Annotated in this window: 18 protein-coding genes; 16 read left to right on the top strand and 2 right to left on the bottom strand. The window is 50.6% G+C overall.

What is annotated here, in order from left to right:
- Positions 1 to 186 precede the first annotated feature (186 nt).
- Positions 187 to 2,016: a methyl-accepting chemotaxis protein gene (locus tag MD588_RS17450; protein ID WP_265698818.1), complete on the top strand. Its 1,830-nt coding sequence runs from the start codon at positions 187 to 189 to the stop codon at positions 2,014 to 2,016.
- A 216-nt stretch (positions 2,017 to 2,232) separates the two neighbouring features.
- Here MD588_RS17450 and nadB read toward each other — a convergent pair whose 3' ends face one another.
- Positions 2,233 to 3,852, bottom strand: coding sequence for an L-aspartate oxidase (gene nadB, locus MD588_RS17455; RefSeq protein WP_265698889.1), 1,620 nt, complete (start codon positions 3,850 to 3,852; stop codon positions 2,233 to 2,235).
- 388 nt (positions 3,853 to 4,240) lie between these two features.
- Between nadB and rpoE the strand changes: the two genes are divergently transcribed.
- From rpoE to acpS, 11 genes are all read left to right on the top strand, one after another.
- The gene (gene rpoE, locus MD588_RS17460) at positions 4,241 to 4,819 is read left to right on the top strand and encodes an RNA polymerase sigma factor RpoE (RefSeq protein ID WP_075763110.1); all 579 of its coding nucleotides are present in this window, start codon (positions 4,241 to 4,243) and stop codon (positions 4,817 to 4,819) included.
- A gap of 25 nt (positions 4,820 to 4,844) precedes the next feature.
- Positions 4,845 to 5,504, top strand: coding sequence for an RseA family anti-sigma factor (locus MD588_RS17465; protein ID WP_265698819.1), 660 nt, complete (start codon positions 4,845 to 4,847; stop codon positions 5,502 to 5,504).
- Positions 5,505 to 5,516: 12 nt separating this feature from the next.
- The gene (rseB, locus tag MD588_RS17470; RefSeq protein ID WP_265698820.1) at positions 5,517 to 6,506 is read left to right on the top strand and encodes a sigma-E factor regulatory protein RseB; all 990 of its coding nucleotides are present in this window, start codon (positions 5,517 to 5,519) and stop codon (positions 6,504 to 6,506) included.
- Complete coding sequence (locus tag MD588_RS17475) at positions 6,503 to 7,000, top strand: SoxR reducing system RseC family protein (RefSeq protein WP_265698822.1); 498 nt, start codon at positions 6,503 to 6,505, stop codon at positions 6,998 to 7,000. The genes rseB and MD588_RS17475 overlap by 4 nt, the downstream gene beginning before the upstream one ends.
- Positions 7,001 to 7,077: 77 nt before the next feature.
- On the top strand, positions 7,078 to 8,874 hold the full coding sequence (lepA, locus tag MD588_RS17480; protein ID WP_265698823.1) for a translation elongation factor 4: 1,797 nt from the start codon (positions 7,078 to 7,080) through the stop codon (positions 8,872 to 8,874).
- Positions 8,875 to 9,009: 135 nt separating this feature from the next.
- Positions 9,010 to 9,909 (top strand): signal peptidase I, encoded by a 900-nt coding sequence (gene lepB, locus MD588_RS17485; RefSeq protein ID WP_265698824.1) that lies wholly within the window; start codon positions 9,010 to 9,012, stop codon positions 9,907 to 9,909.
- A gap of 10 nt (positions 9,910 to 9,919) precedes the next feature.
- Positions 9,920 to 10,594 carry a ribonuclease III gene (gene rnc / locus MD588_RS17490; RefSeq protein ID WP_265698825.1) on the top strand — a complete coding sequence of 225 codons (675 nt, stop codon included), beginning with the start codon at positions 9,920 to 9,922 and terminating at the stop codon, positions 10,592 to 10,594.
- The gene (gene era / locus MD588_RS17495) at positions 10,591 to 11,496 is read left to right on the top strand and encodes a GTPase Era (protein WP_265698826.1); all 906 of its coding nucleotides are present in this window, start codon (positions 10,591 to 10,593) and stop codon (positions 11,494 to 11,496) included. The genes rnc and era overlap by 4 nt, the downstream gene beginning before the upstream one ends.
- 8 nt (positions 11,497 to 11,504) lie before the next feature.
- Positions 11,505 to 12,215 carry a DNA repair protein RecO gene (gene recO, locus MD588_RS17500; RefSeq protein WP_265698827.1) on the top strand — a complete coding sequence of 237 codons (711 nt, stop codon included), beginning with the start codon at positions 11,505 to 11,507 and terminating at the stop codon, positions 12,213 to 12,215.
- A complete protein-coding gene (pdxJ, locus tag MD588_RS17505) occupies positions 12,212 to 12,943 on the top strand; it encodes a pyridoxine 5'-phosphate synthase (protein ID WP_265698828.1) in 732 nt (243 codons plus the stop codon). The genes recO and pdxJ overlap by 4 nt, the downstream gene beginning before the upstream one ends.
- Positions 12,943 to 13,323: a holo-ACP synthase gene (gene acpS / locus MD588_RS17510; RefSeq protein ID WP_265698829.1), complete on the top strand. Its 381-nt coding sequence runs from the start codon at positions 12,943 to 12,945 to the stop codon at positions 13,321 to 13,323. Before pdxJ ends, acpS begins: the two co-directional genes overlap by 1 nt.
- A 91-nt stretch (positions 13,324 to 13,414) precedes the next feature.
- Here acpS and barA read toward each other — a convergent pair whose 3' ends face one another.
- Entirely contained in the window at positions 13,415 to 16,186 is a 2,772-nt protein-coding gene (barA, locus tag MD588_RS17515) for a two-component sensor histidine kinase BarA (RefSeq protein WP_265698830.1), read from the bottom strand.
- Positions 16,187 to 16,342: 156 nt separating this feature from the next.
- Between barA and rlmD the strand changes: the two genes are divergently transcribed.
- The 4 genes from rlmD (at position 16,343) to MD588_RS17535 (ending at position 22,689) form a co-directional block, all read left to right on the top strand.
- Entirely contained in the window at positions 16,343 to 17,686 is a 1,344-nt protein-coding gene (rlmD, locus tag MD588_RS17520) for a 23S rRNA (uracil(1939)-C(5))-methyltransferase RlmD (RefSeq protein WP_265698831.1), read from the top strand.
- Between the two features lie 41 nt (positions 17,687 to 17,727).
- Entirely contained in the window at positions 17,728 to 19,953 is a 2,226-nt protein-coding gene (gene relA, locus MD588_RS17525) for a GTP diphosphokinase (protein WP_265698832.1), read from the top strand.
- Positions 19,954 to 20,039: 86 nt separating this feature from the next.
- Positions 20,040 to 20,843 (top strand): nucleoside triphosphate pyrophosphohydrolase, encoded by an 804-nt coding sequence (gene mazG, locus MD588_RS17530; RefSeq protein ID WP_265698833.1) that lies wholly within the window; start codon positions 20,040 to 20,042, stop codon positions 20,841 to 20,843.
- Between the two features lie 205 nt (positions 20,844 to 21,048).
- A complete protein-coding gene (locus MD588_RS17535; RefSeq protein ID WP_265698834.1) occupies positions 21,049 to 22,689 on the top strand; it encodes a CTP synthase in 1,641 nt (546 codons plus the stop codon).
- The last annotated feature ends 19 nt before the right edge of the window (positions 22,690 to 22,708 follow it).

Consider the following 22,708-nt stretch of genomic DNA (forward strand, 5'->3'; position numbering starts at 1 on the left):
TTGTCATAAGCTGCTGTAATTAAAGGTTTTTATCTTAATTCACCCTCCGTTTTTCTTATCTAGTGCTGCTTTTTGCATATAAAGGGATTTATCAATTAGTCGATAGGTAAGAGTAGGAATAACACCACCGAAATGCGGCGGTATACCCACGCCTAGGGTATTAAATCAGGCTGGATTATATTTGGAATGAAAATTAAACATAAATTATTGGGACTTACTGCCCTGGCAGTATCGGCTTTGCTGGTCGGACTCGGCATGACCGGGGTGGCAAATGAGCGGGTGATGAAGATAAATGACGCTTCGGCGGCTGTCAGTCAGCTGGAAGTTACCTTGCTTAACCTACGCCGCAACGAGAAAGACTTTTTGATGCGGATGGATATGAAGTATCAGGGTAAGTTCCAAGCTAACTATGAGCGTTTTCAGTCTCAGCTGACAACTCTGGAGACGGAGCTTGATTCATTGTCGATTTTGATCCCGAGCCTGGAAACACTCCCTGAAGCCATGCATAGCTACCATAGCGGGATGATGAGTTTGATCCAAGGCTACCAGCTGCTTGGTCTGAAAACCGATGAAGGGATGCACTTGGCGTTTTTCGACAGCTCGGAGGCCTTGATTCTTGCGGCCAGTGAGCAGAATCTCGATATCCTGGAAGCATATAGTTTGGTGCTGACCGCCAAGATGCTGCTGGTGACCGGCGACGAGGAACACCTGAAAGATTATCAGCTTGCCTCGGAACAACACCGACAGCAATTGCTGCATGACCTAGGGCCGGTATTTGAACGGTTTGAGCAGAATGTTAACCAGGTTATCCAACAACAACAGAATATTGGTCTGAGCCATAATTTGGGACTGCGCGGTGATATCCGCAAACAGTCACACCTGGTCGAGAAAGTCTTTGCGGAGGTTGTCGAGCAGCTGGAGGCTAAAGTCGAGGCGGAGCAAAGCTTGATTAGCAAGCTGACCGTTGTGGGCGTGTTGGTCGTGATGGCGCTGTTGGTGGGGATGTCATGGCTGATCAGCCAGTCCATTCAACGTCGTATCGAAGGCCTGAGCCGTTTGATGGCCAGCATTGCTGGCAGTAACGACCTGTCCCAGGTTGCCGATGAAGATGGCAATGATGAGCTGGCCGATATGGCCCGTAATTTCAACGGATTGCTATTGAGTCTTCGCCAGCTGGTCGGGAACGTGCAAGGGGCAATCACCGAACTGGGGGCGGCCTCTGAGCAGTTGCAAAGCCGAAGCCGTGAATCTGAGCAGGCAATGGATAGGCAGCAAGGTGAAACGGAGTCGGTTGCCACGGCGATCACCGAGATGGGGGTAACCATCCGCGAAATTGCCTCGAATACTGAAAGCGCGGCAGAAAATGCTGACCGCAGCTATCATGGTGCGCAGGAAGGGTTGGGCGAAGTGAGTGCAACCAAAGAGCGTATCCGTACTTTGTCTGACGATCTGGCACAAACCAGTGACGAAGTGGCGAGCCTGTCGACGCTGTCGGAAAACATTGGTTCAGTGCTGGACGTGATCAAGGCGATTGCCGAGCAGACCAATTTGCTGGCGCTGAATGCCGCGATTGAAGCCGCGCGCGCAGGAGAGCAGGGCAGAGGGTTTGCCGTTGTCGCCGACGAGGTACGCTCGCTGGCATTGCGTACCCGCCAATCAACGGAAGAGATCACTACGATTATCGCTTCGCTGCAAGAGCAAACTGATCAGGTTGTCGTCCATATCGGCCGCTGCCGAGAGCAGGGAGAGTTGAGCGTGACGCAAGCGGATAGTGCGGAAGTGAAGATTAATCAGATCATGGCTGACATGCAGTTGATTATGGATACCAGTACTCAGATCGCCGCTGCGGTTGAGCAGCAAAGCCTGGTTTCAGAGGAAATCGGTCAGAATGTCACTTCGATTCGTGATATTACCGAGACCAATTCGGCAGCAGCCCATGAGAATGCCCAGGCAGCCAATGCGGTTGCAGCACAGGCTATTTCTCTGGACGAAGCGATTGCGGAGTATAAGGTTTAGGAGCTGGGGCGGGTTCCTAGATCCTAGTTTCTTGAGAAAGCAGGAAGAGCAAGAGCTTGACTGAGTAGTCATGAGGCTTTTGAAGCCTGCAGGAACCAGGAACTAAAAAAGCGAGAGGCTTGCACCTCTCGCTTTTCTATATCTCGAAACGCTTACGTGGTTTTCGATAATCTTTTCTAGTTTCTAGTTTCTAGTTTCTAGTTTCTAGTTTCTGCCTCAACACGGCTGATCCGGTGTCAGAATCGTTGGTTTCGATTCTTCCAGTTGTTTTGGATAATCAAGGTTGTAATGCAGGCCGAGGCTCTCTTTGCGCTCCAGCGCACAGCGAACCATCAGCTCGGCAACCTGTAGCAAATTACGCAGTTCCAGCAGGTTATTCGAGACCTTGAAGTTGCTGTAGTACTCGTTAGTCTCTTCTTTGAGTAGCTGAATACGACGCATCGCTCGTTCAAGGCGCTTGGTGGTGCGGACAATGCCGACATAGTCCCACATAAACAGGCGGAGTTCATGCCAGTTATGCTGGATCACCACTTCTTCGTCCGAACAGCTGACTTGGCTTTCATCCCAGCATGGCAGGCTATCAGGCAGGCTGACCAGGTTCAGTTTCTGCTGGATACTTTCTGCGGCGGCCCAGGCGTAAACCACACACTCCAGCAGTGAGTTCGATGCCATACGGTTAGCCCCGTGCAGGCCGGTATAGCTCACTTCACCGATAGCGTACAGACCATCCAGATCGGTACGGCCTTCCTTGTCGACGATGACACCACCACAGGTATAGTGGGCGGCTGGGACAATAGGGATTGGCTCCTTGGTGATATCAATGCCAAAGCCCAGCAGTTTCTCGTAAATTGTCGGGAAGTGCTTCTGCACAAAGTCAGCCGGTTTGTGGCTGATATCCAGGAACATACAGTCTGCACCCAGGCGCTTCATCTCGAAGTCGATGGCACGGGCCACCACATCACGCGGCGCCAGTTCGGCTCGCTCGTCGAAGTCTTTCATAAAGCGCGTGCCGTCCGGGCGGCGCAGGTAAGCCCCTTCGCCGCGTAGTGCCTCGGTTAGCAGGAAGTTGCGGGCTTCAGGGTGAAATAGGCAGGTCGGATGGAACTGGTTGAACTCCAGGTTAGCGACCCGACAACCGGCACGCCATGCCATGGCGATACCGTCACCGGAAGAGACATCAGGGTTGGAAGTGTACTGGTAGACTTTGGATGCACCGCCGGTGGCCAGTACTACGAACTTGGCGCGAACGGTTTCTACCACTTCACGGTTACGGTTCCAGATATAAGCTCCCAGAACTCGGTTCGGCTCATCGCTGATACCGAGTTTCTGATTGGTGATCAGATCCAGCGCGTTGTGGCGCTCAAGTACTTCGATATTCGGGTGGTTGTGAACATTATCTTGGAGCGAGTTTTGTACGGCCATACCGGTAGCGTCTGCAGCATGCAGGATCCTGCGATGGCTGTGGCCGCCTTCGCGGGTCAGATGGTAACGAGGGGCGTCATCACTGTCACTCTCCTCGCGGTCAAACGGCACACCGCCGTCAATCAGCCACTGTACGCAGTGTTTGGCATTTTCGGCAATAAAGCGAACCACGTCTTCATCGCATAAATGCGCCCCGGCAATCTGGGTATCCTGGACATGGGAATCAACACTGTCTGACTCATCAAAAACAGCGGCAATCCCGCCTTGAGCATAATATGTCGCCCCTTCGCTGCTCGGGCCTTTGCTCAAGACCATCACTTTCCCTAACGGCGCCAGGCGCAATGCCAGCGATAATCCGGCAGCACCGCTACCGATGACTAGTACATCGCAAAGATGTTCACGGTTTTCGTTCATATCGATTTCATATCCCTGTGGCAATCGCTCTATGTTACCAAATTCCATCTCAATTTTTCATTTTTGACTGTGGGTTAACCACTTATTGCTTTGACGCGGTATAATGCTTAGTCAATGTAATGGTTATACTGCGTCATTACGGAAAAAAAATCGCGCACTATTAATGAGAAATTATTTCTTTTGAACAGGGAACTTCGTCTTTATTCTCTAGTCATAAATAGTGCTCATGCTCATACTTTTCATATAACGCTGTTTTGATTGAGCTTTAAAACTGTTCTAACGCTGGGTGGTCCTCTATATATCATGAAGGAGTGACGCCCTGCTGCGAACCGTTGACAGGTTAGTATGAAATCACGAGTGCAAGACGGATATAGGAGTACACGCTCGAATGAGCGAGCAGCAAACTGATCAGGTATTAATAGAGCGAGTACAGCGTGGTGACAAGCAGGCTTTCAACCTACTGGTAGTCAAATACCAGAATAAGGTATGTAGCTTGGTCGCCCGTTATGTCAGTAATTCCGGCGACGTGCCGGATGTCGCTCAGGAAGCGTTCATTAAAGCGTACCGTGCTTTACCGACATTTCGTGGTGAAAGTGCGTTTTATACATGGCTGTACCGAATTGCCGTTAATACGGCAAAAAATTATCTGGTAGCTCAGGGACGCCGCCCGCCGGCGTCTGATGTTGATGCTGAAGAGGCTGAGTACTATGAAAGTGGAAATGCCTTGAAAGAAATATCGAACCCTGAGAACCAAATGTTGTCTGATGAATTGAAGCGGGTAGTCTTCAGTACCATTGAAGCGTTACCAGACGATCTCAAGACCGCAATCACCCTGCGCGAACTGGAAGGTTTGAGCTATGAGGAGATTGCGGAAGTGATGGGATGTCCGGTTGGTACGGTAAGATCACGTATTTTCCGTGCACGAGAGGCGGTCGAGAAACGTATCCGCCCTCTAATGCAGCGATAAGTATTAAGCCAAACGGTGAAAAAAAATGGCTGATAAACAAAAAATTTCGGCACTATTAGATGGCGAAGAGCTGGATCAGAGCATTATCAATGCGTTGGCTGTAGATGATGACAGCCAGCAGACTTGGCAGAACTTTAACCTGATTGGTGATGTGATGCGAGGGGATGCTCCACAAAACAAGGATTGGGATATTGCTGCAAGTGTTGCACTGGCACTCGAAGATGAGCCAGCGCATACCGGAGCCTCTGACACCGTCGTAGAGCCAGCTCCAGTTGTGAAACTGGCTACTGTTCGTGAGACCGTTGAGTCACAGCCTACCCCACGAGAAGCGAAGCGTACGATGCCAGCTTGGCTGACTCAATTTGGCCAGGTAGCGGTTGCTGCCAGTGTGTCACTGGCTGTGATTGTGGGGGTTCAGCAGTACAATGGTGGCGACGAGGGCCTCGTTGCTACATCTGCAGAATCACAGATGCCGGTACTTCAGACAATTCCTTTTGCCGGCACTGCCGAACCTGTTAGTCTGACCCGGGATTCAGTGCGCAGTAATAACCATGGTGCACCGAGTGAAGCACAAGTTATGGAGCAACGCCGCCGTATTAACGCGATGCTTCAGGACTATGAATTGCAGCTACGTTTAAATGCCGAAGACGGCAGTCTCGATAAAACGTTGCTTGAAACAAACTGATCTGGCGGATAAATGAGAAAAATTCTGGTCGGTGTAGTGACACTGGTCAGCCTGATGATGCCATTGCAAGCCTCTGCTGAAGATCCGGTATCTTCGGCCGAGGCTTTGTTGCATCAAATGGATGAGGCTAGCCGGGAGCTCAGCTACGAGCTGTCGTACATACTTATTAAGAAAAACAGTATTGAACCGCTGCGTTATCGCCATGCCGTCGAGGAAGGCGAAACGTATGCACACCTTATGTATCTGAGTGGCCCTCCGCGCGAAGTGATTCAGCGGGGCAGTGAAGTGAGTTACTTTGAGCCTGGGCTTGACCCGTTCACGATAGACAGTAACAAGATGGTAGCCCCTTTGCCGCCGATCATGCGATCTGATATCAATGAGCTGGCGAAATACTATGACTTTATCTCCATGGGGCGAGCCCGGGAAGCCGGTGTTGCTTGTGATGTCGTTAGGATTGCGCCGAAAGACGGCGCCCGCTACTCCTATCTGTTGTGGATAGATACCCGTAGCAGCCTGGTTATGCGTGCAGATTTGCTGGATCGCGATGGTGAGCCGTTAGAGCAATACCGTGCGGTGTCCTATGTCGTCAACCCTAAAGTGGGCGATGTGCTGAAAAGTCTAAAAACCGTTGAGTTGCCTGCCGTGGTACAGTTGCCGCCGCAGCCCCAGGCCGAGCTTAGCTGGCAGGTCAACTGGTTGCCGCAGGGCTTTGAATCGGTCTCCCGTAACCGTCACCGCCTGATGCTGACGGAGCGCCAGGTTGAAAGCAAAATGTATAGTGACGGCTTGTTCAGCTTTTCTATTTATGTTGCGGCGGTGGATAGCTTCACCGTAAGAGAGCAGTTGGTTCGCCAAGGGCGTCGCACTTTGCATAGTCATGTGCTGAAAAATAAAGAAGTCACGGTTGTGGGCGATATTCCGCCTGCCACGGCTCGTCGGGTGGCAGAGTCTGTAGCGTTTGCCGTCGATAGTCCTGATACAGCTGGAGATACCCAGCCATGATGCGTTCATTGGCAACGGTTGTCGCGGTAGAGCCGGGAGTTCTCTCGGTTTCCTGCCAGCAGAAAACCAGTTGTGGCCACTGTGCATCTCGTGACAGTTGCGGAACCGGTATTGTTAGTAAGGCCGTACCGGGGCGTAGCCACCTGGTGAAAATCGCGACCCGTACCCATGCTGCTGTTGGTGATGTGGTTGAAATTGGCCTGTCAGAACGAAGTATGTTGCATTCAGCGGTGCTGGTTTATGTGCTTCCTTTGCTATTCTTAATTCTGGGAGCAGTAGTGGGGCAATGGTGGTTTGTCGATTTGGCAGGCGGCGGTGAGTTGGGTGTTATCCTAACGGCTGTCGTCAGCGCGGCGGCTGGGTTAGTGTTGGCACGGCGTCTTGCACGTCGATTGGAAGGTAACTCTGCCTATAAACCGACCCTGATTCGGGTGTTAGGCAGCCCTATATCGAATGATATGGCAATAAATGCCGCATCGAAAGATAGCGACTAGCCGCGAAATTCGGTAGAATCTGTCAACTTGATCTGTAGATCCCATTCATTTTAATCACGAGTTAGTCACGCCAATTCATGAAGCACATTCGTAACTTTTCGATTATTGCACATATCGACCATGGTAAGTCGACCTTATCTGACCGTCTAATCCAAGTCTGCGGCGGCCTTTCCGATCGTGAAATGGCCGCGCAGGTTCTAGACTCCATGGATCTTGAACGCGAACGCGGTATCACCATCAAAGCCCAGAGCGTGACGCTCGATTATAAGGCCAAAGATGGTGAAACCTATCAGCTTAACTTTATTGACACTCCAGGACACGTTGACTTCTCTTATGAAGTATCACGTTCACTGGCGGCCTGTGAAGGTGCCTTGCTGGTTGTCGATGCTGGTCAGGGCGTAGAAGCCCAGACTCTAGCTAACTGTTATACAGCGATGGAAATGGACCTAGAGGTAGTGCCGATTTTGAACAAAATCGACCTGCCAGCTGCCGATCCTGAGCGTGTAGCCGAAGAAATTGAAGAAATTGTGGGTATCGATGCGTTGGAAGCAACGCGTTGTTCAGCGAAAACCGGTTTGGGTGTAGAGGATGTTCTTGAGAACATCGTAACTGCGATTCCGGCTCCTGAAGGTGATCCTGAAGCGCCGCTACAGGCACTGATCATTGACTCATGGTTTGATAACTACCTAGGTGTTGTTTCTCTTGTACGTATCAAAAATGGTAAGTTGAAGAAAAACGACAAGATCAAAGTGATGAGCACCGACCAAGTATGGGGTGTTGATCGCTTGGGTATCTTTACGCCGAAACAAATTGATACCACTGAACTGAATACCGGCGAAGTTGGCTGGGTTGTGTGTGGTATTAAGGACATCCTTGGTGCGCCGGTTGGTGATACCCTGACCCATGCCAAACACGGTAGTGAAGAAGCTCTTCCTGGTTTCCAGAAAGTGAAACCACAGGTATACGCGGGCCTGTTCCCGGTATCGTCTGATGATTATGAGAACTTCCGTGATGCGCTGGGTAAACTTAGCCTGAACGATGCGTCGCTATTCTATGAACCAGAAAGTTCTGCTGCACTGGGCTTTGGCTTCCGTTGTGGTTTCCTTGGCATGCTGCACATGGAAATTATCCAAGAGCGTCTAGAGCGTGAATATAACCTTGCACTGATTACTACGGCGCCAACGGTTGTTTACCAGGTAGAAACAACGCGCGGTGAAACCGTGTTTGTTGATAGTCCATCGAAGTTACCGGCGGTTAACGATATCGACGTGATTGGTGAGCCAATTGCACGTTGTAATATCTTGGTACCATCTGAGTACTTAGGTAACGTGATCACGCTATGTATCGAAAAACGTGGTGTGCAGGTTGATATGGTGTATCACGGTAATCAAGTTGCCCTGACATACGATATTCCGATGTCTGAAGTGGTATTGGACTTCTTTGACCGTTTGAAATCAACATCGCGTGGTTATGCATCGCTAGATTACAACTTCCAGCGTTACGAGCCATCAAACATGGTACGTGTTGATGTAATGATCAACGGCGAACGTGTTGATGCGTTGGCAATCATTACCCATAAAGACAATGCAAATAGTCGTGGTCGTGATTTAGTCGACAAGATGAAGGAATTCATTCCTCGTCAGATGTTTGATATCGCGATTCAAGCGGCGATTGGCGGTATGATCATTGCTCGTGCAACCGTGAAGCAGTTACGTAAAAACGTTATTGCTAAGTGTTACGGTGGCGATATCAGCCGTAAGAAGAAACTGCTACAGAAGCAGAAAGAAGGTAAGAAGCGTATGAAGCAGATCGGTAACGTCGAGCTGCCTCAGGAAGCATTCTTGGCTATTCTTCACGTCGGCAAAGACAAGTAAGTAACAACTTTACTCATTGTTATTGTTTCATGAATCACAATGATAGCTGGATATAGCGCCGGCACTTTGAAGCAGTTTCAATGAGCAGTGCAGCAAGGGTAACTTGCTGCACTGTTACATTTATTAGGGATTAAAATGGCAAATACTTTTTCGCTAATTCTGGTACTGGCGACGCTGGTTACCGGGATCATTTGGGCTCTGGACCGGTTTGTCTGGGCGCCGAAACGTCAATTGAAAATTGAAGCGGCTGCTGCAAATGCGGGCGATCAAGTCGATGCTAAAACCCTACAAGCCGTTGCACCGCAACCGAGCTGGGTGGAATCAGCCAGTTCAATGTTTCCGGTGATCGCGCTAATTATGGTATTTCGCTCATTTATTTATGAGCCGTTCCAGATCCCATCCGGCTCGATGATGCCGACGTTACTCGTGGGGGATTTCATCCTGGTTGAGAAATATGCCTACGGCCTGCGTGATCCTGTTTTCCGTCACAAGATGATTGAAACGGGGGAGCCAGAGCGTGGTGACATCGTGGTATTTAAATTCCCGCCTCAACCCCAAATTGACTACATCAAACGCGTAGTAGGTATGCCGGGCGATACTGTTCGTTACAGTGCCCACAAGCAACTTTGTGTTGCACCGAAGGGCTCTGCCGAGTGCAAGCCGGTACCGCTGGAAGATATGACTGACAGCGAGTTTAGCCAAGGCATGACGCGTCTAGTTCAATTTAACGAAAAGCTGGGCGAGCAAGAGCACCAAATCCTTGTTCACCCGCTCAAGCGTGACCGTACACTGGCTTACCAGCCGCGTCCGGGCGTGAGTGAGTGGGTTGTGCCTGAGAACCAGTATTTCGTAATGGGTGATAACCGCGATAACAGTGCAGATAGCCGTTACTGGGGCTTTGTGCCTGAAGCCAACCTCGTTGGTAAGGCGGTCGGGATCTGGATCAGCTTTGAGTTTGAACGAGGTGCTGATAGTGCACTTCCATCTTGGATTCCTACCGGTGTGCGATTCAGTCGCATCGGTGGCATAAACTGATCGGGATAAAATGACATCTCCTGCAAATAGGCTTCAGCGTAAGCTGGGCTACCAATTTACAAATATTGATTTAATGACCTTGGCACTGACACACCGTAGTGCCAATGGAACCCATAACGAGCGCCTGGAGTTTCTGGGCGATTCGATTCTGAGCTTCGTTATTGCGGATGACTTGTACCATCGCTTCCCGAGTGTGGATGAAGGTGATATGAGCCGTATGCGTGCCACCTTGGTACGTGGTAAGACACTGGCCGAGCTGGGCCGCGAGTTTGATCTGGGTGATCATTTGCTGCTTGGTCCGGGTGAACTGAAAAGCGGCGGATTCCGTCGTGACTCGATTCTGGCTGACTGCGTTGAAGCGATTATCGGCGCTATCTACTTAGATAGTGATATCGAGGTCGTACGCAAGATCGTACTGGACTGGTACCAGTCTCGTCTTGACACGATCAAGCCGGGTATCAACCAGAAAGATCCGAAAACGCGTCTTCAAGAGTGTCTGCAGGGGCGTCGTTTGCCGCTTCCTGCATATACTGTAACTAAGGTGCACGGTGAAGCTCACAATCAAGAGTTCACGGTACAGTGTGAAGTGACAGGCCTGGATAAGCCCGTCATCGGTAAAGGCGGCAGTCGGCGCAAGGCAGAGCAGGCAGCAGCAGAAATTGCGCTTAAGCAGTTGGAATCATGACAGATAAACAACATTGCGGCTTTATTGCCATTGTCGGCCGACCGAACGTTGGCAAGTCGACCCTATTGAACCGTCTGGTTGGCCAGAAGCTGTCAATCACATCGCGTAAGCCACAGACAACGCGCCACCGTATTATGGGGGTTGATACCCGTGACGGTTACCAGGCCGTCTACGTGGACACCCCGGGTCTGCATATCGAAGAAAAGCGGACTATCAACCGTCTGATGAACCGTGCTGCCAGCAGCTCGCTGACCGATGTTGAATTGGTCCTGTTCCTGGTTGACGGCACGATGTGGACCGACGACGATGAAATGGTACTGAACAAGCTAATTAAAAGTGAGCTGCCGACGGTACTGTTGCTAAACAAAGTCGACAACGTGAAAGACAAGCACGAGCTGTTCCCGCACCTTGAAGAGCTGTCTAAGAAGATGGACTTCGTTGATGTGGTTCCGGTATCGGCGAAGCACGGTACCAACGTTGATGCGGTAGAGAAGATCGTTCGTGAGCACCTACCTGAAGGCGAATACTACTTCCCAGAAGAGTATGTGACGGACCGCTCTCAGCGCTTTATGGCGTCTGAGATTATCCGTGAGAAGCTGATGCGCTTCCTGGGTGATGAGCTACCCTATTCGGTGACAGTCGAAATCGAGCGTTTTGATTTCAACCCGCGTACCAACGGTTTTGATATCAACGGATTGATTCTGGTTGAGCGTAAAGGCCAGAAGAAAATGGTGATCGGTAAAAATGGCGAAAAAATGAAAGTCATTGGCCGTGAAGCCCGTATCGATATGGAAGAACTGTTCGAACGAAAAGTGTACCTGGAACTTTGGGTTAAAGTGAAATCGGGTTGGGCAGATGACGAACGTGCGCTGCGTAGCCTAGGTTATATCGACGACCTGTAAGGGACACCATGGAAGGGCTACAGCGCTGTTTTGTCCTTCATACTCGTCCCTATAGTGAGACGAGCCTGATCCTTGATGTATTCAGTGAAGATTCAGGCCGTGTCACTATCCTGTCAAAAGGAGCGCGCCGCAAGCGCTCCAACCTAAAAGGTGCTCTTCAGCCTTTTACCCCGCTGTTTATGAAATGGTCCGGCCGTGGTTCAATGCCTGTATTGACCTACGCCGAGCCTATTAGCATTGGCCTGCCGATGCGCAGCTATATCCTGTATTCCGCGATGTATGTTAATGAAGTTCTGGCGCGGGTACTGGAAACCAATACACCTTATCCAGTGCTGTTTCTGGATTATCTGAATGTGCTGCGTGAGCTGGCACAAGCAGATAATCCAGAGCCGGCATTGCGGCGCTTTGAACTGGCATTATTGCATCACCTTGGCTACGGCATTGATTTTCTCCATTGTGCCGGTAGCGGCTTACCTGTTGAAGACAGCATGACCTACAACTACCGTGAACAAAGGGGCTTTATCGCGTCGATGGTCACCGGGCAGTTGTCGTTCACTGGTAGCCAGCTAAAAGCCATCGCGACCAGGCATTTTGAAACCCCGGATCAACTCCGGGCTGCAAAACGCTTTACACGTATAGCCTTAAAACCGTATCTTGGCGGAAAACCACTAAAAAGCAGGGAATTGTTTATCCCTAGAGGAAGGAGTACCGGAAAATGAACAACATCTTACTCGGCGTTAATATCGATCATATTGCAACACTGCGCAACGCCCGAGGTACTCGTTACCCAGACCCGGTTCACGCGGCCGAAGTGGCCGAGCGTGCAGGTGCTAACGGTATCACCGTTCATCTGCGTGAAGACCGTCGCCATATTAACGACCGTGATGTTCGCATTCTGCGTGAAACGATCCAGACCCGTATGAATCTGGAAATGGCCGTTACCGATGAGATGGTCAAGATTGCACTGGAAACCCAGCCTGAATTTGTCTGCCTTGTTCCGGAAAAGCGTGAAGAGCTGACTACCGAAGGTGGTCTGGATGTTGCCGGCCAGCTGGAAAAAATCAAGGCTGCTACCGCGGAATTGAGCAAGGCGGGTATTAAAGTTTCGCTGTTCATTGATGCCGACCGTGAGCAGATTGACGCAGCTGTTGCCTGTGGCGCGCCGTATATCGAGTTACACACCGGCCATTATGCGGATGCCGAAACTGAGGAAGAGCAGCAGGCCGAGCTGAAGAAAATTGCTGCTGCGGCCAGCTACGCGGATGATCAGGGTATCAAAGTGAACGCCGGTCATGGCTTGACTTACCATAACGTGAAGCCGATTGCTGCTCTGCCTGAGTTGTATGAACTGAACATTGGCCATTCAATCATCGGCCGCGCAGCCTTCGATGGCCTGCAAAAAGCTGTGGCCGATATGAAGGCTGAAATGCTGGATGCGCGCCGCTAATGGCGATCCTTGGCCTGGGCACCGACATTGCTGATATTGAGCGAGTAGAGAAGGTCTATGCTCGCTCCGGTGATGCCTTTGCCGAGCGGGTGCTATCGCTGTCTGAGCTGGAAATTTTCCACGGTTTGAAACTCAAAGGGCGTTACTTGGCCAAGCGTTTTGCGGTTAAAGAGGCCGCTTCCAAAGCGCTGGGAACCGGCATTGCCTGTGGGGTGACCTTCCATGATTTCACCGTCAGCAACGACGAACGTGGCAAACCGATCCTGACCCTGTCGGGTAAGGCTGCCGAACTTGCCGAAGCGATGGGTGCGAATCATGTTCACCTCACGATTGCCGACGAGAAGAAGTATGCGGTCGCGACGGTGATTCTAGAATCTTAGAGCCTAGGACCTCGGACCCGTTATAAAAAAGGAGAGCCAACGCTCTCCTTTTTGCTCTTTCTTCTCGGAACCAGGATCTTGTCCTTAGAAATCAGTGCCGATAGGTCTTCGATGCTTTAACCACATTGTTCATTTCATCGATCAGCTCAAACAGCTCTGGTTCGATATCTTCAACCGTAGCCTCGGCCTTTAACGCTGTCTCGATGGCATAGCACAGGTTTTTCAGGCGGGGAACACCACTGTATGCACAGCTGCCGTGTAGCTTGTGGATCGGTGGCCATAGCTCAATATCTTTACCATCGAGTGCCTCGTTGACCAGCATTTCGACTTCTGGCATAAAATCGAGCAGCATTTGCAGCATATCCTTCGCCAGATCTTCTTTTCCTGCAGCCTGTTTTAAGGCGAGCTCCCAGTCCCAGCTGACATTGTTATTGACTGCCGGTGCCGCGGCTTCAGCCTCGACAGCCTCTTCCGTTAGTGTCGCCTGAGCGGATGTCGCATCATGAGGATTGGTCCATTTAGCCAAGATTTGCAGCAGGATGTGCTCCTCGATAGGCTTGGTCAGGTAGTCGTCCATGCCGGCATCGATCAGGCGTTCTCGCTCTCCAGCCATTGCATGGGCAGTCACTGCAATTACCGGGGTACTGTGGTTCAGATCGGTTTTATGGATTTCCTGACAAGCGGTGACACCATCCATTTCCGGCATCTGGATATCCATAAAGATCAGATCAAAGTCTTTCTGGTGCGCGTACTCGACAGCCTTGCGACCGCCTGTTGCGGTGATCACGGTTTCGACCCGCTCGCTAAGCAGGGCGGAAATTAGTTTCAGGTTGGCAGGGTTATCATCAACGGCCATCACGGTTAGCGGCAGGATGGTCTGTACCGGTTCTGGTAGCAGCGGCGACGTTGTTTCCAGCAACATATCGGGTTCGCTGCTCAGTGTTTCCAGCAGCTTGCGGTGGGCCAGTGGTTTAGGCAGACACGCCGATACCCCTGCGTTAACCAGACGCTCTGACAGGGCCAGCTCGGTGGTTGGCAGGCACACCACCACTTTTTCGGTCATCTGCTCGGCTTTGAATACCATATCTAGCAGGGTCGCAATTGGTGGTTGCTCGCCCGGTGCGAGATTTAGCAAGGCGAAATCATGATGCTCGGCATCATCTGGCATGGTGGAGCGGTAGGTAACATGAACACCTGCCCGGATCAGGCGTTGCTGGATCACCGAGGCGGCCTGCATATTCGGCTCGATCAACAATAGTTTCTTATTAGCCAGTGAGGAGGTATCAATTGGCTGTGATACCGGCAGGTCTGTTTTGGCCAGGCGCAGGCTGAACCAGAATGTCGACCCCTGATGCAGGCGGCTGGTCAGGCTGATCTCTCCGCCCATCTGGGTGACTAATTTTTGGGTGATCACCAGCCCCAGCCCGGTACCACCATAGCGGCGGGAGATACTGGCATCAGCTTGGCTGAAGGCCTGGAATAACTGGGCCTGCTGGCGTTCGGAAATCCCGATACCAGTATCACGAACCATGAACTGTAGCTCGACGTTCTCGTCTTTATCGGTTTTTAGCTCTACTGAAACATCAATATTACCGCGCTCGGTAAACTTGACCGCATTACCGATTAAGTTGGTCAGTACCTGCTGGATCCGTAGCGGGTCGCCAATCAGGCCGGTCGGGATCCGGTTGTCAATTTTCAGCGTCAGTTCTAGCCCTTTTTCGTGGGCACTTGGTGCCAGCAGCTTCATTACCTCATCCAATGACTCGGTAAAGTCGAACGGGATATTTTCCAGTAGCAGCTTACCGGCTTCCAGCTTCGAGAAGTCGAGGATGTCATTGATAATCGTCAGCAGGTTGTTGGCCGATTTCTCGATGGTCTGCAGATAGTCTTGCTGGCTTGAGCTGAGTCGGGTTTTCAGCATCTGGCGGGTAAAGCCGATCACCCCGTTCAGTGGGGTACGCAGTTCGTGCGACATGTTGGCCAGGAACTCTGATTTCACCCGTGCGGCTTCCTGGGCTCGCTTCTTGGCAATATCCAGTTCGACGTTCTGGATTTCTAGCTGCTCCAGGGTTTCACGCAGATCCGAGGTGGCCTGGTCAATGCTCTGCTGCATCTCGATGTGGTATTCGGACAGGGAAATTGCCATGGCATTGATACCGTTTTTCAGGGTATCGAGCTCACCGAGCAGTTGCCCTTCAATACGGATATCAAGGTGGCCGCGGCGGATCCGATCGACCACGCTAACCATATGCGAAATCGGTCGGGTGACGTCTTTCATTAACCGGTAGGCAAACAGCGAGGACAGTGTCAGCCCGAGTAACAGCACCATCAGTGCAGTAAAGACCTCCTGGTATTGCTGCAGGCGAAGTGCACTTAAATCTAGCTCTAGGGCGATGTAGCCGAGCGTTTCAGCCCGGTAGCCCGGTCTCGATGGGGTGTTGAACTGGCCCTCGGTTAAAATTGGTGCACGCAGGATCAGTGAGTTTTCATTGAGCCGAGTTTCCAGTAACAGGGGGATCGGTTGATCATCCGGATACATCAGGGCTTCAAAATTGCGGTGGAAATTGGAGGTGACGAACAGCTCGTTACTGGCATCGAACACCGCAATGCTACGGACAATCTGCGAGTGCTTGCGGTGGGCATAGCTGATCAGGCGACGGACGGCTTCGCGGTTTTTGTCTGTCATACCGTATTCGGTTGAAATCGCGAGGGGTTCGATGATACTGGCACCGGTCGAAATGAGCTGGTGTTCAAGATCCCGGTAACGGCTCATAGTAAAAAATGCGCTTAATAGCAGGCCAATAATCAGCGTTGGTGCTAATGTCAGGGTGAAGACCCTGGCACGAAGTCCATATTTGGTCATGGTTCTCTTAATTACAAGAATGCGATTCTGTGGGAGAATTGTCGTCCATCTGTGGCCGCTAGCTTAATGAAACTAGGGCTATTCGACAATCAACTAATGCCAAACTGTCTGTTGCATCACTCAGTTTGGTCGATCTGTTCCGTGAGTCAAAACACTATGGCACGCTTTTTTAAGCCTCAAAAACGAAAAGTAACCGATACCAAACACAAAGAAATCGCCATCAGCCGCTTAGATCATCTTGGCGCAGGTATTGGTCATATCAATAAAAAACCGGTCTTTGTCGATGGCTTATTGCCGGGCGAAAAGGCGCTGGTTCAGCTGACAGAAGACAAGAAGCAGTATGCGCGTGCCAAAGTGATAAAGCGTCTTGCTGATAGTCAGGCACGTATTAAACCGCATTGCCCGATCTATGACCAGTGCGGCGGCTGCAACTTACAACATTTATCCCATTCGGGCCAGGTTGAAGCGAAGCAGCAATCGCTGGGCGAGCTGATGAGCAAGTTTGCCGCAACCGAAAGCCAGCAGGTTTTTACTCAGTCGGCACCGATTGTCGATAGAGAACTCCATTACCGTCGTTGCTCTCGGTTCAGTATCAAGCCGGGGGCTGGGAAACTACAGTTTGGTTTTCGCAAAAAGCAGAGCAAAGAGATTGTTGATGTTGAGCACTGCCCGGTGCTGGCACAGTCATTAAATGAACTTTTACCGCCATTACGTAGTCTGTTAAGCCAGCTAAAGGGGCAAAAGCACCTTGGCCATGTTGAGCTGGTGGAGGCGGATAATGGTCGAGTGGTACTAATTCGCCATCTTCAGCCGTTTAATGACAAAGATATGACCTTATTACGTCAATTTGCTGAGCAGCATGATGTTATTCTTTATTTAGCCCCAACTTCTGATTCAATCGATAGAATTTCTGGTCAGGCTCCGTATTATGAACTTGACGGACTGAAACTGTATTTTTCTCCGAAGGACTTTATTCAGGTCAACCGGGAGGTCAACAAGCAGATGGTGCAGCAAGCCGTAGACTGGCTGGGTGTCGAGCCTGAGGATCGGGTGTTGGATCTATTTTGTGGCCTGGGTAATTTCAGCCTGCCGCTGGCAAAACGAGCAAATGCGCTGGTCGGTGTTGAAGGTGTTGATGAGATGGTGCATCGTGCCACAGAGAATGCACAGATAAATCAGCAGGATAATGCCAGTTTTTACCAGGCAAACCTGGAGCAGGATGTAACGGCGATGCCATGGGCACAAGAACACTTTAACAAAATTTTGCTCGATCCTGCACGGGCCGGTGCTGCCGGTGTGATGCAGCATGTTGTGAACTTGAACCCGGAAAGGGTCGTTTACGTTTCATGTAATCCTGCTACGCTGGCACGCGACAGTCAGGTATTACTGACACAAGGTTATCAGTTGGAACGCTTGGGAATGCTGGACATGTTTCCGCATACCGGGCATTTAGAGTCAATGGCCCTGTTTACAAAAAATAGTCTGGGCACCAAAAAGTAGTGTTTATTCAACATTAATAGAGAACAAAACAGGATAGAGAAATGGTCGCAGTTCGCGGTGCGCATTTAAAGGAAAATAATAAATTTGAGCTTTCATCTTGGATTGAGAGTTTGCAGCAAGATACCAAAGTGGCCAATCGCCTCAAGCAAACTTACCAACGGTGTATCGAATTAACGACTGAGGAAGAGTCAGCGCCATTACTGCTATGGCGTGGCCGCGAAATGGTGGAGATCCTTGTTACCCTTAGTATGGACAAGGATACGCTGGTGGCTGCACTCCTGTTCCCGCTGTTTGAAGCGGGCATTTATGATAATGAACAGATCAAGGAAGATTACAACGCCACGATTTTGCAGATGGTAACCGGTGTTGGCCAGATGGCGGCAATCGGTCAGTTGAATGCGACGACGGAGGGCGCAGCCCAGTCGGCGCAGGTGGATAATATCCGTCGTATGCTGCTGTCGATGGTGGATGACTTCCGTTGCGTGGTGATCAAGCTTGCCGAGCGGATCTGTAATTTGCGTGAAGTGAAGGACGAGCCGGATGAGGTTCGTCGTGCTGCCGCTAAAGAATGTGCCAATATATATGCCCCGTTGGCCAACCGTCTGGGGATCGGCCAGCTGAAATGGGAAATCGAAGACTACGCTTTTCGTTACCGTCAGCCGGATACCTACAAACAGATAGCTAAGCAGTTATCTGAGCGGCGTATTGACCGTGAGCAATATATTGATCACTTCGTCTCAGACTTAGATGAATCAATGAAAGCCTCAAATATCAATGCGGAAGTGCAGGGGCGACCGAAGCATATCTACAGCATCTGGCGCAAGATGCAGAAGAAAAGTTTGGCCTTCGATGAGCTGTTTGATGTGCGTGCGGTCCGTATTATTGCTGATCAGCTGCAAGATTGTTACGCCGCGCTGGGGGTGGTGCATACTAAGTATCGTCACCTGCCAAAAGAGTTTGATGACTATGTGGCGAACCCTAAACCGAATGGCTACCAATCTATCCATACCGTTGTGCTGGGGCCGGAAGGCAAGACCATCGAAATCCAGATCCGTACCAAGCAAATGCATGAAGAGTCCGAGCTTGGGGTGGCGGCGCACTGGAAGTACAAGGAAGGATCGGCAGGCGGGGCGAAGTCATCGTACGACGAAAAGATTAACTGGTTGCGTAAGCTTCTGGCATGGCAAGAGGAGATGTCTGACTCTGGTGAAATGCTGGATGAGTTACGGAGCCAGGTATTTGATGACCGCGTGTATGCCTTTACACCAAAAGGCGATGTGGTTGATCTGCCGCTCAATGCGACGCCGCTGGACTTTGCTTACCACATTCACTCCGAGGTCGGGCACCGCTGCATCGGTGCCAAGGTTGAAGGCCGCATCGTGCCCTTTACCTATCACCTGCAAATGGGCGAGCAGGTCGAGATCATTACCCAGAAAGAGCCGAATCCATCACGCGACTGGCTAAACCCAAACCTGGGATTCGTTACTTCCAGTCGGGCACGTGCCAAGGTACACGCCTGGTTCCGCAAGCAGGATCGTGACAAGAATATTGCTGCCGGACGTGAGATCCTCGAAACCGAGCTGGCAAAGATTGGTGCGACCCTGAAAGATGCGGAAGCCTACGCCCTTAAGCGTTTCAACGTCAACTCGGCTGTGGAGCTGTATGCCGGGGTGGGAAGCGGCGATCTGCGTATCAACCAGGTGATTAACCATATCAATGCGTTGGTCAACAAGCCGACCGCCGCTGAAGAAGATCAGCAGCTGCTGGAAAAATTGGCCGAGGCAAGGATCAAGGCGGAAACCAGTAAGAAGCCGCAGCGTGATGCCGTGGTGGTGGAAGGGGTTGATAACCTTATGACCCACCTGGCACGCTGCTGCCAGCCAATTCCGGGCGACGAGATCCAGGGCTTTGTGACTCAGGGGCGGGGGATCTCTGTTCATCGTAGTGATTGTGAGCAGCTGGAAGAGCTGCGTCATCATGCACCGGAGCGGATCATTGATACGGTGTGGGGCGGTGGTTTTGTTGGTAATTACAACATCACGGTTCGGGTGACGGCGTCAGAACGTAACGGCTTGATCAAGGAGCTAACGAATACCTTTGCCAATGAAAAAGTTAAAGTGGCCGGGATGAAGAGCCGTATCGACTTTAAGAAACAGATGTCAATCATGGACTTCGATCTTGAACTGACCGATCTGGAAGTCTTGAGTCGTGTCGTCAAACGCATAGAGCAGGTCAAGGATGTGGCAGAGGCCAAGCGCCTCTACTAGTATCTTGCTAGAACCTAATAATCGGAGAAGCGGGTAGCATTGTGCTACCCGTTTTTTTAACGTTAGAGACAAAAAGAATAGTAACTATGAGCGATAAACAGCAAACACCGATCGAACAGCTTATTGAGATTATGGCGACATTGCGGGATCCGCAAAAAGGCTGTCCGTGGGATCTCAAGCAGGACTTTGCGTCGATTGTGCCGCATACCATCGAAGAGGCCTATGAGGTGGCAGATGCGATTGAGCAGCAGGACTGGAATGACGTGCGGGAAGAGCTTGGGGATCTGCTGTTCCAGGTGATTTTCTACAGCCAGTTGGGCAAAGAGCAGGGATTATTTGACTTTGATGATGTGGTTGCCGGGATTAATGAAAAGCTGACTCGTCGCCACCCCCATGTATTTGGCGAGACCGAATTTGAAGACGATGAGGCAATCAATGCCAACTGGGAAGCAGAGAAAGCCAAAGAGCGCGAGGCCAAAAGCGAAGACACCAGTATTTTGGCTAATATCCCTAAGGCGTTGCCGGCGCTTATCCGAGCAGACAAGATCCAAAAGCGTTGCTCCAAGCACGGTTTTGACTGGAATACTGTCGGGCCGGTTGTCGAAAAGGTCAGGGAGGAAATTGACGAAGTGATGGATGAAGTCATCCAAGTGTCACCTGATCAGCATAAGATCGAAGAAGAAGTTGGGGATTTGTTGTTTGCTGTCGTAAACCTTAGCCGCCACCTTACCGTGAAGCCGGAATCTGCCCTGCAGCGTGCCAATAAAAAATTTGAGCGGCGGTTTCGCGAAGTTGAAAAAAGTGTGCTAGAACAAGGAAAGCGCCTCGACGATTGCTCCCTGGAAATGCTCGATAGGGAGTGGGATAAGGTAAAACAGCAGGAGCGTTAGCCCGCGGGGTTCTCCACCGGTTTGGTTGGGATATCGACACCAAGAGTGCGATGATAGTCATGCTGTTGGGTATATTTGATTTGAAACAAAAAAAAACGATCAATGCTGTGATAGTTTTCACGTTGTGGCGATAAAGTGTGTCTGGTATACTAATTTCCCGTCCAGATACTTTTTATATCCTCTACACCAATCTTCCAGGTTAAACATGACAACGAATTATATTTTTGTTACGGGCGGGGTCGTATCCTCACTAGGTAAAGGTATTGCTGCTGCATCTCTAGCGGCTATTCTAGAAGCACGTGGTCTTAACGTGACCATGATGAAGCTAGACCCTTACATCAACGTTGACCCAGGCACAATGAGCCCTATTCAACACGGTGAAGTATTCGTTACGGAAGACGGTGCAGAGACTGACCTTGACCTAGGTCACTATGAGCGTTTCATCCGCACCAAAATGACTAAGCGCAATAACTTTACTGCCGGCCGTGTGTATGCGGACGTACTACGTAAAGAGCGTCGCGGTGATTACCTTGGTGCCACAATTCAGGTTATCCCTCACATCACTAACGCGATTAAAGAGCGCGTAATTGCTGGTGCTGAAGGCCACGACGTAGCAATCGTCGAAGTAGGCGGTACGGTTGGTGATATCGAATCACTACCATTCATGGAAGCAATCCGTCAGCTTGCTGTTGAACTAGGCCGTGAGCGTGCAATGTTTATGCACCTAACACTAGTTCCATACCTAGCTGCTGCAGGCGAAGTTAAGACCAAGCCAACCCAGCACTCGGTTAAAGAACTACTTTCTATCGGTATTCAGCCTGACATTCTAGTATGTCGTTCTGACCGTATGATCCCTGCTAACGAGCGTGCGAAGATCGCGCTATTCTGTAACGTACAGGAAAAAGCAGTTATCTCAATGAAAGACGTAGATTCTATCTACAAAATCCCACAGCTTATTAAGGCTCAAGGTCTTGACGACCTGGTATGTCAGCGCTTTGGTATTACAGCACCAGAAGCTGATCTATCTGAGTGGGAACAGGTGATCTACGAAGAAGCAAACCCAACTGCCGAAATTGTTATCGGTATGGTTGGTAAGTACATTGAACTACCAGATGCTTACAAGTCAGTAAACGAAGCATTGAAGCACGCAGGTCTTAAGAACCGCCTGTCTGTGAAGATCAAGTATGTTGATTCCCAGGATGTTGAGTCTAAAGGTGCAGAAGCACTTCAGGGGCTTGATGCGATTCTGGTACCTGGTGGTTTCGGCGGCCGTGGTGTGGAAGGTAAGATCCTGACTGCACAATACGCCCGTGAAAACAAAATCCCTTACCTGGGTATCTGCCTGGGTATGCAAGTGGCATTGATTGAATTTGCACGTAATGTTGCTGGTCTTGAAGGCGCGCACTCAACGGAGTTTGACGCTGATACTAAGAACCCTGTTGTTGGCCTAATCACTGAGTGGGTTGATGGCGAAGGTAACGTGGAAGAGCGTACAGAAAAATCAGATCTAGGCGGAACAATGCGTCTGGGTTCTCAGCTTTGTCACTTGGCTGAAGGTTCTAAAGCGCGTGAACTATACGGTAACCCAACTATCCATGAGCGTCACCGTCACCGTTATGAAGTTAACAACAACCTGCTGCCTAAACTAGAGAAAGCAGGTCTGAAGATTTCTGGTCTATCTGCAGACAAGAAGCTGGTGGAGATTATTGAGATCCCGAACCACCCATGGTTTGTGGCTGCTCAGTTCCACCCTGAGTTCACCTCAACGCCTCGTGATGGTCACCCATTGTTCGAAGGCTTTGTAAAAGCGGCTGGCGAAAACCAACGCGGTGAGCTGAATAAGTAAGGATTACGGATAGCTGTAG

The sequence above is a fragment of the Photobacterium obscurum genome, assembly GCF_026191635.1.
GTDB classification, from domain to species: domain Bacteria; phylum Pseudomonadota; class Gammaproteobacteria; order Enterobacterales; family Vibrionaceae; genus Photobacterium; species Photobacterium obscurum.

Bases quoted from the DNA above. Each gene is read 5' to 3' on its own strand.
- MD588_RS17450 (WP_265698818.1), top strand. From the start codon at position 187: ATGAAAATTAAACATAAATTATTGGGACTTACTGCCCTGGCAGTATCG.
- nadB (WP_265698889.1), bottom strand. From the start codon at position 3,852: ATGAACGAAAACCGTGAACATCTTTGCGATGTACTAGTCATCGGTAGC.
- rpoE (WP_075763110.1), top strand. From the start codon at position 4,241: ATGAGCGAGCAGCAAACTGATCAGGTATTAATAGAGCGAGTACAGCGT.
- MD588_RS17465 (WP_265698819.1), top strand. From the start codon at position 4,845: ATGGCTGATAAACAAAAAATTTCGGCACTATTAGATGGCGAAGAGCTG.
- rseB (WP_265698820.1), top strand. From the start codon at position 5,517: ATGAGAAAAATTCTGGTCGGTGTAGTGACACTGGTCAGCCTGATGATG.
- MD588_RS17475 (WP_265698822.1), top strand. From the start codon at position 6,503: ATGATGCGTTCATTGGCAACGGTTGTCGCGGTAGAGCCGGGAGTTCTC.
- lepA (WP_265698823.1), top strand. From the start codon at position 7,078: ATGAAGCACATTCGTAACTTTTCGATTATTGCACATATCGACCATGGT.
- lepB (WP_265698824.1), top strand. From the start codon at position 9,010: ATGGCAAATACTTTTTCGCTAATTCTGGTACTGGCGACGCTGGTTACC.
- rnc (WP_265698825.1), top strand. From the start codon at position 9,920: ATGACATCTCCTGCAAATAGGCTTCAGCGTAAGCTGGGCTACCAATTT.
- era (WP_265698826.1), top strand. From the start codon at position 10,591: ATGACAGATAAACAACATTGCGGCTTTATTGCCATTGTCGGCCGACCG.
- recO (WP_265698827.1), top strand. From the start codon at position 11,505: ATGGAAGGGCTACAGCGCTGTTTTGTCCTTCATACTCGTCCCTATAGT.
- pdxJ (WP_265698828.1), top strand. From the start codon at position 12,212: ATGAACAACATCTTACTCGGCGTTAATATCGATCATATTGCAACACTG.
- acpS (WP_265698829.1), top strand. From the start codon at position 12,943: ATGGCGATCCTTGGCCTGGGCACCGACATTGCTGATATTGAGCGAGTA.
- barA (WP_265698830.1), bottom strand. From the start codon at position 16,186: ATGACCAAATATGGACTTCGTGCCAGGGTCTTCACCCTGACATTAGCA.
- rlmD (WP_265698831.1), top strand. From the start codon at position 16,343: ATGGCACGCTTTTTTAAGCCTCAAAAACGAAAAGTAACCGATACCAAA.
- relA (WP_265698832.1), top strand. From the start codon at position 17,728: ATGGTCGCAGTTCGCGGTGCGCATTTAAAGGAAAATAATAAATTTGAG.
- mazG (WP_265698833.1), top strand. From the start codon at position 20,040: ATGAGCGATAAACAGCAAACACCGATCGAACAGCTTATTGAGATTATG.
- MD588_RS17535 (WP_265698834.1), top strand. From the start codon at position 21,049: ATGACAACGAATTATATTTTTGTTACGGGCGGGGTCGTATCCTCACTA.